The organism is Limibacterium fermenti, assembly GCF_041902845.1.
Classification (GTDB): Bacteria; Bacteroidota; Bacteroidia; order Bacteroidales; family Dysgonomonadaceae; genus Limibacterium; species Limibacterium fermenti.
On the sequence record NZ_CP159486.1, the window covers coordinates 3640283 to 3653693 of the forward strand.

General features: G+C 46.4%; 11 protein-coding genes and 1 pseudogene. 6 read left to right on the top strand and 6 right to left on the bottom strand.

What is annotated here, in order from left to right; genetic code table 11:
* The first annotated feature begins 2 nt into the window (after positions 1 to 2).
* Complete coding sequence (locus tag ABNK31_RS15705) at positions 3 to 1421, top strand: glutamate synthase subunit beta (RefSeq protein WP_418893385.1); 1419 nt, start codon at positions 3 to 5, stop codon at positions 1419 to 1421.
* Between the two features lie 162 nt (positions 1422 to 1583).
* Positions 1584 to 3251 carry an asparagine synthase B gene (asnB, locus tag ABNK31_RS15710; RefSeq protein ID WP_418893386.1) on the top strand — a complete coding sequence of 556 codons (1668 nt, stop codon included), beginning with the start codon at positions 1584 to 1586 and terminating at the stop codon, positions 3249 to 3251.
* 374 nt (positions 3252 to 3625) lie between these two features.
* Here the strand turns inward: asnB and recA are convergent, their stop codons facing one another.
* The 3 genes from recA to ABNK31_RS15725 form a co-directional block, all read right to left on the bottom strand.
* On the bottom strand, positions 3626 to 4645 hold the full coding sequence (gene recA / locus ABNK31_RS15715) for a recombinase RecA (RefSeq protein WP_418893387.1): 1020 nt from the start codon (positions 4643 to 4645) through the stop codon (positions 3626 to 3628).
* A 71-nt stretch (positions 4646 to 4716) separates the two neighbouring features.
* Entirely contained in the window at positions 4717 to 5184 is a 468-nt protein-coding gene (bcp, locus tag ABNK31_RS15720) for a thioredoxin-dependent thiol peroxidase (RefSeq protein ID WP_418893388.1), read from the bottom strand.
* A gap of 167 nt (positions 5185 to 5351) precedes the next feature.
* On the bottom strand, positions 5352 to 6035 hold the full coding sequence (locus ABNK31_RS15725; RefSeq protein ID WP_418893389.1) for a hypothetical protein: 684 nt from the start codon (positions 6033 to 6035) through the stop codon (positions 5352 to 5354).
* A gap of 48 nt (positions 6036 to 6083) precedes the next feature.
* Here ABNK31_RS15725 and ABNK31_RS15730 point away from each other — a divergent pair, with 48 nt between their 5' ends.
* A complete protein-coding gene (locus tag ABNK31_RS15730) occupies positions 6084 to 6275 on the top strand; it encodes a hypothetical protein (protein ID WP_418893390.1) in 192 nt (63 codons plus the stop codon).
* Positions 6276 to 6689: 414 nt separating this feature from the next.
* Here the strand turns inward: ABNK31_RS15730 and ABNK31_RS15735 are convergent, their stop codons facing one another.
* From ABNK31_RS15735 to ABNK31_RS15745, 3 genes are all read right to left on the bottom strand, one after another.
* On the bottom strand, positions 6690 to 7082 hold the full coding sequence (locus tag ABNK31_RS15735; RefSeq protein WP_418893391.1) for a HEPN domain-containing protein: 393 nt from the start codon (positions 7080 to 7082) through the stop codon (positions 6690 to 6692).
* A complete protein-coding gene (locus ABNK31_RS15740) occupies positions 7079 to 7399 on the bottom strand; it encodes a nucleotidyltransferase domain-containing protein (protein WP_418893392.1) in 321 nt (106 codons plus the stop codon). The genes ABNK31_RS15735 and ABNK31_RS15740 overlap by 4 nt, the downstream gene beginning before the upstream one ends.
* Positions 7400 to 7485: 86 nt before the next feature.
* Complete coding sequence (locus ABNK31_RS15745; protein WP_418893393.1) at positions 7486 to 8169, bottom strand: Crp/Fnr family transcriptional regulator; 684 nt, start codon at positions 8167 to 8169, stop codon at positions 7486 to 7488.
* A gap of 402 nt (positions 8170 to 8571) precedes the next feature.
* On the opposite strand from ABNK31_RS15745, the pseudogene ABNK31_RS15750 reads away from it, so the two are divergent.
* The 3 genes and pseudogenes from ABNK31_RS15750 to ABNK31_RS15760 form a co-directional block, all read left to right on the top strand.
* A pseudogene (locus ABNK31_RS15750) lies at positions 8572 to 8898 on the top strand (NapC/NirT family cytochrome c); the annotation flags it as partial.
* Positions 8899 to 9642: 744 nt separating this feature from the next.
* Entirely contained in the window at positions 9643 to 10962 is a 1320-nt protein-coding gene (locus ABNK31_RS15755) for a PepSY domain-containing protein (protein ID WP_418893394.1), read from the top strand.
* A gap of 148 nt (positions 10963 to 11110) precedes the next feature.
* Entirely contained in the window at positions 11111 to 13306 is a 2196-nt protein-coding gene (locus ABNK31_RS15760; protein WP_418893395.1) for a glutamine synthetase III, read from the top strand.
* Positions 13307 to 13411: the final 105 nt, after the last annotated feature.

Sequence of the window (13411 nt, forward strand, 5' to 3'; positions counted from 1 at the left end):
TTATGGGAAATCCGAAAGCATTTATGACGATACCGCGCAAAGAGGCCGGATATCGTCCGGTAAGCGAGCGAATATACGACTTCGGGGAAGTCGAGCAAACACTTCATCGCGAGGATCGCAAACTACAGGCCTCGCGGTGTATGGATTGCGGCATTCCGTTTTGCCAGTGGGGTTGCCCGTTGGGGAACAAAATGCCCGAATGGCAGGATCTTATTTACAAAGGCAACTGGAAGAAAGCGATCGAAATATTACACGAAACGAATAACTTCCCCGACTTCACCGGGAGGATTTGCCCCGCCCCTTGCGAAAAATCGTGCGTCTTGTCGCTGCATGAGGCTCCGGTAACGATACGCGAAAACGAAGCGGCCGTCACCGAAGTAGCCTTTAACGAAGGGCTGATAAAAGCACAGGCGCCGGCACACCGCACGGGACGCAAAGTAGCCGTGATCGGTTCGGGACCGGCAGGCATGGCGGCGGCGCAACAGCTCAACCGCAAAGGGCACCACGTGACGGTTTTCGAAAAAAGCCGGAGCGTCGGCGGGTTGCTTCGCTACGGGATACCCAACTTCAAGCTGGCGAAAAATGTCATCGACCGCCGGCTGACACAGTTGATAGAAGAAGGCATCGTCTTCCAAACACAGACCGAAATAGGGAAAGATATTCCCGGCAGCCGTCTTTTGGCCGACTACGATGCGGTATGTATCGCCATCGGCGCAGGACATCCGAGGAACATCGACCCGCCCGGAAGGGATTTGAAGGGAATCTATTTCGCCATGGATTTCCTGTCGCAGGAGAACGAACTGCTGATGGAGGAAGAACTCACGTTTTCCGAAAAGATCTCCGCCCGCAACAAACACGTATTGGTCATCGGCGGGGGCGACACCGGATCGGATTGTGTGGGCACCTCCATCCGCCAACGGGCGCTTCAAGTCACGCAAATCGAAATCATGCCGAAGCCGCCGGTGGGCAAGAATCCGGCGACTCCGTGGCCTTATTATCCCCATATCCTCAAGACCTCTTCTTCGCACGAAGAAGGCTGCGAACGCCGATGGGCGCTCAACACCGTGTCTTTCAACGGTGAAAACGGACAGGTGAGGGAAGCGGTCGTGGAAGAAGTGCGTTGGGAGAAAGACGAAAACGGACGGATGAAAATGGTTCCGACCGGCCCAACGGAAGTGATGAAAGCCGACTTGGTATTGCTGGCTTTAGGCTTCGTGCATCCGGTACACGCAGGGCTGCTCGATGAACTCGGCGTTGCCTACGATGCCCGGGGGAATGTAGCCGTCGACACCGCCGGACAGACGTCCGTCCCGAAAATATTCGCGACGGGCGATGCGTCGACGGGCGCCAGCTTGGTGGTCCGCGCCATCGCATCGGGACGGAAGGTCGCGGAACATATTCACCAAAAACTACTCGTTTAACGTTGGTCATTGCGAACTTGCTTCGCCTTCCTGCCATTGCGTACCTGATCCGCAATCTACCTGTATCAGGGGATTCCGAGTCAAGCGTGGAATAACGGCAGAATGCGCCGGGCGCGGAATGACGTTCTTTTGAAAGAGTCTCCATTTAAAAAATCAAACACTATGTGTGGAATCGTTTGTACATTCAATATTAAAACATCCGAAGAAAGCCTCCGGACGCAATTACTCAAAATGTCGAAAAAGCTGCGCCACCGGGGGCCGGACTGGTCGGGCATTTTCGCCGACGAGCACGCCATCCTGGCGCATGAACGCCTGGCAATCGTCGATCCCGCTTCGGGCAAACAACCGCTGTACAGCAAGGACGGCAAGTTGGTGCTGGCGGTCAACGGCGAGATATACAACCATCGCGAAATTCGCGAACGGTATGCCGGCCGTTATGAGTTCCTTACGCAGTCGGACTGCGAAGTGATTCTGGCCTTGTACCGCGACAAGGGCCCGGACTTTCTGGAAGACCTGAACGGAATCTATGCGTTCGCCCTGTACGACCGGGAACAGAACCGCTTTCTGATCGGGCGCGATCCCATCGGCGTGATTCCCCTTTACCAGGGATGGGACAAAGACGGAGCCTTCTATGTCGCCTCCGAACTGAAAGCCCTGGAGGGATATTGCACGCAAATAGAGGAGTTCCTGCCGGGACAGTATTATTACAGCCCCGACGGAAAGGCGGTGAAATGGTATCACCGCGACTGGACGGATTACGAATGCGTAAAAGACAACGTTTCCGATGGGGAGGCGTTGCGCAAGGCGTTGGAAGACGCCGTGGAACGTCAACTGATGAGCGACGTCCCTTACGGGGTATTGCTTTCGGGCGGACTGGACAGTTCCATCATTGCCGCCGTCGCCAAAAAGTTCGCCGCGAAACGCATCGAGACGAATAATCAAGAAGATGCCTGGTGGCCGCAATTGCATTCGTTCGCGATCGGGTTGGAAGGCTCGCCCGATTTAAAGGCCGCCGCCAAAGTCGCCCGCCACATCGGGACGGTTCATCACGAGCTTCATTATACGATTCAGGAAGGGTTGGATGCCATCCGAGATGTGATTTATCATATCGAAACATACGATGTAACAACGGTACGCGCCAGTACGCCGATGTATCTGCTGGCACGCTACATCAAATCGATGGGCGTGAAGATGGTGCTGTCAGGAGAAGGCGCCGACGAGCTCTTCGGCGGGTATCTGTACTTTCACAAGGCGCCCGACGCAAAAGAGTTTCATCAAGAAACAGTGCGGAAGTTGGGTAAATTGCATCAATACGACTGCCTGAGGGCGAATAAATCGCTGGCGGCATGGGGCGTGGAAGGGCGTGTGCCGTTTCTCGACAAGGAGTTTATCGATGTGGCGATGCGCCTGAATCCGGAAGACAAGAGGATCGGTAAGGGAAAGATTGAGAAATATATCCTTCGGAAGGCGTTTGAAAAGGATTTGCCGGAAGAGATCGTGTGGCGCCAGAAGGAACAGTTCTCCGACGGTGTGGGATACAATTGGATCGACACGCTGAAGGCGGTTGCCGATAAGAGGGTCACGGACGAACAAATGGCGAACGTGCGTTATCGTTTTCCGATTCATCCGCCGCTCAACAAAGAGGAATATATGTACCGGAGCATTTATTCGGAACTCTTTCCGTCCGATTCGGCGGCGAAGTGCGTGCCGTCGGTTCCGTCGGTTGCGTGCAGCACGCCGGTCGCCCTAAAATGGGATGAGGCATTCCGGAAAAATGCCGACCCGTCGGGACGGGCGGTGCAAACGGTACACGAACACGGATATAAATAGACGGAGAGAGAAAGGGACATTGGACAATAACAAATTACGAATGACAAATGACGAATTACAAATTACAAATTACAAATGACGAATGACAAATTACAAATGACGAATGAAGAATGAAGTCTAAAGACTGGAGACATTGGACAATTACGAATGACAAATTACAAATGAAGTCTAAAGACCGGAGACCAGTGACTGGAGACCGAAGACTGAAGACCGGAGACCGGTAACCGGGGTTTCATTTGAATTTCGTGTTCCTTTATTCTATGGTGGAAATCCATTGAATCAATTCTATTTTTTATCTAATGTATCACCGTCCATCGTCTACGATTTTATTACCGGGGCATCGTTTAATAAGATACCCCGGTGATTTCAATCATTTATTTCTTTCCTTTCAAGGCTTCGAAGACCAACGTTTCGAGTTCCTCCATCAGTTCGGGATTGTCCTTGAGCGTTTGTTTGGCGGCATCGCGCCCCTGTCCGAGTTTGGTTTCGTTGTAACTGAACCACGACCCGCTCTTCTTGACGATATTGAGTTCGACACCTTGATCGATTATCTCTCCTTCCCGAGAAATACCTTCGCCGTACATAATATCGAACTCAGCCTTGCGGAAGGGCGGGGCGACCTTATTCTTGACGACTTTTACCCGGGTTTCGTTACCGATGACCTTGTCTCCGTCTTTCAACTGTGTTCCGCGACGGATGTCGAGTCGCACCGAGGCATAAAACTTCAACGCGTTTCCGCCGGTGGTCGTTTCGGGACTGCCGAACATGACGCCGATTTTCTCGCGCAACTGGTTGATGAAAATACACGTGGTTTTGGTCTTACTGATGGTCGAAGCCAGCTTTCGAAGAGCCTGCGACATCAACCGGGCTTGCAAACCCACATTCGAATCGCCCATATCGCCCTCGATTTCTTTTTTCGGCGTAAGCGCCGCAACCGAGTCGATGACCACGATATCCACGGCCGAAGAACGGATGAGCTGTTCGGCAATCTCCAACGCTTCTTCTCCGCTGCTGGGCTGGGAAATAAGGAGCTCATCGGTATTTACGCCCAGGTTTTTCGCATAGAGACGGTCGAAGGCGTGCTCCGCATCGATAAAAGCGGCCACTCCACCCACCTTTTGCGCTTCCGCAATGGCATGGATAGCCAACGTGGTTTTACCCGAAGACTCCGGGCCGTATATTTCAATGATACGCCCGCGCGGATAACCGCCTACTCCCAGCGCCGCATTTAAGCCGATGGAACCGGTAGAGATCACATCAACGGGTTCTATTTCTTCATCCCCCATCTTCATGATAGCTCCCTTTCCGTACGTTTTTTCGATCTTATCCATCGCCGCGCGCAATGCTTTCAGCTTCTCACTTGCGTTGTTTTTGTTGTCTTTATCTTCTGCCATTGTGTAAATTAATTACAAATTACTAATTACAAATTACTAATTACGAATTACAAATTACGAATTAAGGATTGTCAATTGTCAATTATTTTCAGTATCTGCTCCGCATGGTCTTGCGTATCGACATTGCGCCCTTCGATGATATGAGAGATGACGCCGTTTTCATCCACCAAAAAAGTGGTGCGCACGGTTCCCATATATTTCTTTCCCATCATCGATTTTTCGCGCCATACGCCGAAATGCTCGACAAGTTTTTTTTCGGTGTCGGTAATCAAGGGGAAAGGAAGCTTTTGCTTCGCGATAAACTTTTTATGCGAAGCGGCATCGTCGACACTGACGCCGACTATCTGAATACCGGCCTTTAACAAGTCCTTGTATCCGTCGCGCAGACTGCAAGCCTGGGCGGTGCAGCCCGGCGTATTGTCTTTCGGATAAAAATACAAGGCGAGTTTTTTGCCTTTGAAATCGCTTGCTTTCAGTTCTTTTCCTTCTTGATCGAGACCCAATATCCCGGGAATTTTATCTCCTATTGATAATGCCATTTTCTTCTACTTTATTTTATCTGTTTAAAGATTCAAAGGTACAAAACTTTCTTGTATCCGGGAAAAAGAGAGCAAAAAAAAGGATGAATGATGATGTATGAAATGATGAGTCACCGGTCTTCTGTCCTTCGACTGAATTCATACATCATGCTTCATCCTTCATCATCCTATTTTTCCGGCTCTTTCTTTTGGTCGCTTTGCCCGCCGGAAACATCTACAATGATGCGGGCATTCTTGTATTCGCCGTAGAACGTCGGGTCGGAAGACAAGTACGGCAACATCAGCACGTCCATCTCGTTGTGCAGTAAATCCATACCTTCTTTCACCTTCAGCGCCAAATCGACAGTCGCTTGCTTCTTAAATGCCCTCAAAGCCCCACGCCCGGGTTCCTGAAGCGGAAACGACTCGAGACCCTTATCCAATGCGGTAAGGTCGTCGGCCGTTATCCCCTGCGCCACCAACGATTCGGCTAAGGGTGCGGCCGCGTCGCGGATGGTCTTCGCCTCCGCCACTAAATCGCTTTCGCGGCAACGATTTAAGTAGGAACGCGTCACGGTCGATAGGGCAATGAGCTTAAGGTCTTTCTGAACCACCGCATACGCATGCGTTCCGTTGGCGACTTTAAAAACGATGTTTTCGAGGTCTTTGCGTTGTTTATTCTTGACGGCGGTATATCCCTTTTGATTGATTACCTGCCGCTGATGGTCGGTATGCACATCCGTAATAATCGCTTTTAACTGTACATGACAGTTTATCAACGGCTCATTGCCGGTTATTTTACTTGCTCTGAGAGTCATCATTTCATCGACTCTTTCCATTGTATTGGTTTGATTTATTTGATGTCTAGTCATCTTATTAAAAATTGATATGAATGGATAAATGGCGGAAGAACATCCCTTATGGGAGCCTCCGCAGGACATAAAATGACGGGTGCATGGAATGATTTTATCACTGCATCCCTTCAAGATGTCGCTGAACGGCTTCAAGATGCCGCTGAACGACCTAAAACTGACAATGAAGCAGTTAAAGCTGCCACTGTGTCACCAAAACCTGCCATTGAAGCAGTTCGAGATAGCATTGAACGACCTTGACCTGCCATTGAGGCAGCCAAAGATGCCACTACGTCACCCAAATCTGCCATTGAGGCAGTCGCAGCGTTCAATGAATGACCGGAGACGAACATTGAAAGGGTCTCAGCGTCCATTGAACGACCTTAACACACAAAACACTAAGGGATAATTGCCGTCGTGCGGCGGGCAAGCGTGCCTGCGTCGTTTATATCCGACGGCCGGGCTTCTCCAAAATAAGCGGTATATTACTATGTTTCATATTCTATAAATTAAAAAGTAATTTTATAGCGGTGAGTCGTATATGAAACGGCTGGCATCGTGAATTAACGCGGTAAAGATACGGTTTTTTCGGAAAACAAAGAAAATTTTTCAAAAAATTTTCCCGTCGGAGAAAGACGATGTGCGAATTGGCTAATTTGCTAATTATTGATCTTCCTAAATCAACCGGTAAAGTTCTTGAAGGTAACCTTCCACTTTGTCCACTAACGGTAAAATATCATCTGCACCGAGAATGGCCCAATCATCATAATCGCCGGATTGACGTAACTCAAAAAGCCGGCTGTAGAAACTTCCCCATTCATCGCTTATAATACCGGTGCGAATAAAGTGCAGACCAAGCAAACGAATTACACCGGAATGAGTGGATGCAAAATAATTATTTTTCAGTAATAGAGCGCTGGTCATATAATAACAGGCATAATACATTCGATTAGCAGCTGCATACCAATATTCATTAGCAATAATACCTTTCGCCTCCTGCCACGTTTCGAACGCCCGGTTAACACGGTTATGTATAAGAGCCGCTTTCTCTTCATCCGTTAATTTCATAACTCAATACCTTCCGCTTCTACATTTTTAAAAAAAAGAGTACCCTCTCTCTTCATCCATTCCGAAAGCGTATAAAGCTTCATACTAAAATAGGCTCCGAAATCCCATCCTACGCGCACAAACGGATAAGCAAGCCGGTCGAAATCAGACGGGCTAAGAACATCTTTATCTACTAAAATCAATAGATCCCAATCCGAATCGGGACCGGCGTCGCCTCGCGCTTGGGAACCGAAAAGAATCAATTTACTTTCCGGCACGACTTCCTCCTTGACTTTCTTTATTTGTTGAATAATTGTATTGCGATCAAGTGTTGACATACTTACAAGTGTTGACATACTTAATTGTTTTAGTAGAACAAAAATACAGAATCTTCTTTATTTCACAAGTATTATCCGGGAGATTCTTACAGCATTCTCTGCAAATCGCCGCGGCGGAGAATATCGATTGTGCGACCGTCTACGCCAATAATTCCCTCCTCCGCCAGTTGCATCATCACATTCACCAGAGCCGGACGCGAAACACCGAACAAGTGCGCCAGGTCTTGCTTCGATATTTTCAGTTGGCACACGCGTTCGCCTTTCGACTCTTTGAGGATGTAATACGCCAGCTTCGCACGAATGGTGCGCAACGAAACCAACCGCAATTTCTCGGTTAAATGAACGACTTTATTCGACACGAACATCAGAAAAGCATCCCTGAACGCGTCATACTTCCGGATTAAGAAATACACGTTCTCCTTCGGAATCAAAATGGCCGCACAGTCGGTAAACCCTATCGCCGTAACAGGCGAATGGTTATCATCGGCAAACAAAAATGCGGGAGCCAGCGGGTTGGGAGCTTTAAGATGCGCAACCTCCATAAAGTCTCCCTTTTCATCGGACATTTCGGTACGCACTTCGCCTTGTATCAAGATATACAACATTTTATATTCCGCTCCCTGAGCAAAAAGCATATCCCCTTTACCATACCGTTTGAGCGTATAACGCACATCTTGAAGAAACTCTTCACGCCGCTCGGGAGGGATGGAACTACAGAGCGGACACTTGAATATGAGCGGACCGTATGCGGATGAATGTTGGTTTGTCATATTATTTTTAAATAACTATCGGATGAATAGGCGTTTCCCTTACGAAAATACATCTTTTTTTCCTATTCGTCATATTTATTACACTTTTTTCAGCAGAAGAAGGCTATTTTTACGGAAATAATAAGTTGAAATGGTTGCAACTAAATCAGAAACATTTAGAAACTGTTTAAATTTCTTACGAAGACTGTAATTAAACTATTCTTCGCCTTCAAAAAGTTTCTTTTTTGTATTCTTCTTCCTCTTATTTGGCTCAAATAGCCCGCTATTATCGCCAAAACGAGAAAGAACACTGCTAAAAAATAATTCTTTTTGAATCGCGAAAGAAATTTAAAAAGATTCTTAGTTGCAACGACACAACTTACGAAACTTGAATAATGAATACTCTAGCATAGAAAACCGGTCATGAATAGATTACGAAACATCTGGCGAGAGATAAAGCCGCGGGGAGGTTGGCGCTATCCGGCAATCATCATTACCGGAGCTTTCGTGGGTTTATTTATATACACTTTCTTTGCCTCGCGCGCATACAGCTATTTGTCCGATGATCCTTCGGCCTGCGTCAACTGCCACATCATGAGCCCCTACTACGCTACTTGGATGCATAGTTCGCACGGGGGCAACACCACGTGCAACGATTGCCACGTGCCGCACAACAACATCGTCAACAAGTATTATTTCAAAGCGAAAGACGGCCTTCGCCACGCGGCCGTTTTCACGTTGCGCGGCGAGAAAGGCGCCACGGAGAACCGTGCTGAAATGATGGCAGGTACTGCTTACGGAGAATTGTTACAAAGCAAGTCTTTTTTTGATGAAAAAGAAGATTATTACATCGCTTGCAATACCGTTATTCCAGGTGCGCCAAGTACGACACAACAGTTCGGAGCCTTAGCCCGCATCAAAAAAGATGCAACAGACTTTGATAAAACGTATTTAGGATATCGTACCTCATCGGGAGGAAAAGGAAAAATTATTACAGCCGAATATTTAACCTCCGGAAAAGCGTTACTCTATATTATGGATCCGGAGTATACCGGCGCTCCAGGATGGGGGGCTACGGGAGCTAACTGTTATTATGCGATCCTTGATCTGAACACCGATAAACTTGAAAGATTACCTCTTCCACATAGTAAAGGTAATTTCTCTCAACGTTCGATTGTCTTAGGAAACAAAGCATACATTGGCGTTAATCCGGAAAAAGCGGCTCCTTTGATTTATATTTACGACATCCCGACAGGAAACCTGACGAAAGGTAAACCAATCAAAACAGGTTACAGTTTCGAGCGTATTGTCGCATTAATGGATTAAACCCTCCATAAACAATAAAAAATGAAGAAGGTCAGGGCATTTATGTTTTCATTGCATCGGATAACGGGAACAATCATCAGTTTGTTTTTCTTTATGTGGTTCATTTCGGGTTTGGTATTGATATATTATCCTTTCCCCAATGTAAGCCCGTCGCAAAAATATGAAAATATGGATGCCTTGCCCGATTCATTGCCTGATATCAACTCCATTTTAGTACGACTTCCTGAGTCCGGCAAAACGATAAAAAAACTCAGCGTAAGATATTTTCGAGGTCAAACTTTATTTACAGTAAAAACGAATGATCGTGCCTATACTATCTGTAGCGATACACTCAAAGCGGTAAATCCTCTGACATGGGAAAGCATAGAACACACAGCAAAGAAATGGGTGGATGCACCGATTATCAAAATTGATACATTGACAGAACGTGACCAGTGGATTATGTATTCGCGCTATAAAGCAGAAATGCCTATCTATAAGTTTTACTTCAACGACAAACAAAAACATCAACTATACATATCTTCCCGAACAGGGGAAGTACAACAATTTACCGATAAAGGTCAACGTTTTAGAGCATTTATAGGGGCCATTCCTCACAAATTCTACATCCCGGCTATACGAAAAAACACGAAGACATGGACTACTTTATTAACCATCGGAGGTGTAATCGCTCTAATCGCAGCTTTATCCGGAATATACCTTGGGGTATATATCACATACCGAAAATATAAAGCGAAAAGAAGAATTGGAAGTCCCTATAAAAATTATTGGTATAAATGGCATCATATTTTAGGACTTATTTTCGGTATTTTCCTTGCCACATTTGCCTTTAGTGGAGCGATGGCCTTACAACGAATTCCTTCATGGGTAATTAAAACGCATGGCGATTACAGAGTCAGCAGTTCACAGTTAAGAGGAAAATATCTATCCGCGGATTCTTATAAATTGGACTACCGCATTCTTGCAAAAAAATATCCGGATATTAAATCTATCGAATGGGAACACTTTCAAGAGGTTCCAATCTATAATATTGTGGTAGGCAACAAAGAAATACGCATAGACGCTTCTTCTTCCGACGTGAAAGAATTATACCTGCAACCGTCGGTTGTGGAAAAAGCGGTCCAAAGCATACACAAAACAAGTGAGCTTATGTCTACTACGCTCATAAATGAATATGATGAATATTATCTGTCGAAAGAAAGAAGTTTACCGCTTCCGATTTACAAGATAAAAGTTGAGAATGCGGATAACAGCATTTATTATATAAACCCAAAAACAGGTGACTTCAAATACTTCAATCAGAGCCGAAAAGCAAAGAAATGGATTTTCAGCGGACTACATTATCTTAATATCAAATGGTTAGTCGAACGGCCTGTTCTTTGGACTATCGCTATTTGGCTCCTATGTCTTGGGGGTGCGTGTGTTTCATTCTCAGGAATCTGGCTGGGGATAAAATATATGCGAAGAAAAATAAAGTCTTTCTTTTAAGGTTACGACGATAACAAAATTATCGCAAAAGTCATATTTTCTGATTGGAATTTTCATATTTTTATAAAAATGACTTCCTTTGCAGGAAATAACAACACGGCTTGGCACACCAAGGCATGCCGTTTCGAAATCCTCTATAATAAACTATATGTCAACACTCAGATTTAAAGCAGTCGTCAAAGCATCGGAGAGAGTTCCGGTGGACGTTCCGATTCCGGACAAGTTACCCTCGGAGAACTTCGGTAAATATGTGTTCAATAGGACACAAATGTCGAAGTATCTTTCGAAAGAAACCCTAAAAATAGTTCTCGAAGCCATTGATCAGGGAGGAGTTTTGCAGCGGGAAATCGCCGACCACGTGGCTGCCGGCATGAAGATATGGGCGATGGAAAGGGGAGCCACCCACTACACACATTGGTTCCAACCCTTGACAAGAGGTACTGCGGAAAAACATGATTCCTTTATTGATTACATAAACGGCCCCGGCGGAGGCATTATCGAGCGCTTTCCCGGCGGGCTGCTTGCTCAACAGGAACCGGATGCATCGAGCTTCCCAAGCGGTGGCATACGAAATACGTTCGAAGCGCGCGGTTATACGGCGTGGGATCCTTCCTCGCCCGCTTTCATTATAGACGACACGCTTTGTATTCCTACGGTTTTCATTTCTTACACCGGGGAAGCGTTGGATTATAAAACCCCGCTCTTAAAAGCGTTATCCGCCATAGATAAGGCGGCCGTAGGTGTCTGCAAGCTGTTCGATTCGAATATAAAGAAAGTGTATTCTTATCTGGGATGGGAACAGGAATATTTTCTGGTCGACGAAGCGCTTTACAATGCCCGCCCCGACCTGAATCTGACGGACAGAACACTCATGGGGCACGAAAGCGCCAAGAATCAGCAGTTGGAAGATCATTACTTCGGTGCCATTCCTCCCCGGGTAGCCGCTTTCATGCGGGAAGTCGAATATGAAGCCTACAAATATGGCATTCCCTTGAAAACGCGTCATAATGAAGTTGCACCCAATCAATTTGAACTCGCGCCCATTTATGGAGAAACGAACTTGGCGGTCGATCAGAATCTGTTGATCATGATTTTAATGGAGAAAATCGCAACCAAGCATCATTTCAAACTCTTGTTGCATGAGAAGCCTTTTGCGGGTATCAACGGGTCGGGAAAGCATTGCAACTGGTCTCTGGCGACAAATACCGGGATCGGGTTGTTTACTCCCGGAAAAAAGCCAACGGAGAATTTAATGTTCGTGACGTTTTTAGTTAATACGCTCATGGCGGTATACAAACACAACGCCTTGCTGAAGGCTTCCATTATGTCGGCGCAAAACACTCACCGATTGGGAGCGAATGAAGCCCCGCCCGCCATCATATCGATCTTTTTAGGATCGCAGATATCCGCCATATTAGACCGTATAGAAGAGAGTTCGCAAGACGACGAAATTACGGTGGAAGAATTGACGAAAATGAAGCTCGGTATTGCACATATTCCCGAAGTATTCATCGACAACACCGACCGCAACCGTACTTCGCCTTTCGCCTTCACCGGGAATCGTTTTGAATTCCGAGCAGTAGGTTCGTCGGCTAATTGCTCTGCTTCCATGACGGCATTAAATGTAGCCGTTGCAAATCAATTAATCAACTTCAAGAATGAAATCGATCAGAAGACAAAGGCCGGGATGAAAAAAGAAGAAGCCATCTTCGATACCATCCGGCTATATATAAAGGAATGTAAACCGATTCGCTTTGACGGAAACGGCTATAGCGACGAGTGGAAGGAAGAAGCGAAAAAACGCGGACTGGATTGCGAAACGAGCGTTCCGCTTATCTATGATGCATATACGTCGGACCAATCGGTTAAGATGTTCGAGCGATTAGGCGTACTCAACGAACGCGAGCTACACGCCCGTAACGAAGTAATGTGGGAGACGTATACAAAAAAGATTCAAATAGAAGCGCGCGTTTTAGGCGATCTTTCGATGAATCACATCATTCCTGTTGCAACCCAATATCAATCGATGCTGCTCGATAATTTGTTTAAAATGCGGGCCGTATTCGAAGAGCAGAAGGCAAGAAATCTCTCAAAAGAAGATGCCGTGCTCATCGAGAAGATTGCTTCGCATATATCGACTATAGAAACAAACGTAAACGCAATGGTGGATGCGAGGAAAGTGGCTAATAAAATAGACGATGCCCGTCAAAAAGCCATCGCTTATCACGACACGGTTGCTCCATTCTTCGATATTATTCGCTATCATGTCGATAAGTTGGAGCTGATAGTCGATAACCAAATGTGGCCCCTGCCTAAATACCGGGAGTTACTGTTTATCAGTTAAACGAACGGCGGGAGAGAATAGCCAAAAAGTCGGAAAGAGGGTTTTACACTTTTTTCCGACTTTTCTATTCAGTTGTTTATCGATTAAATATTTATGATTCGTAAG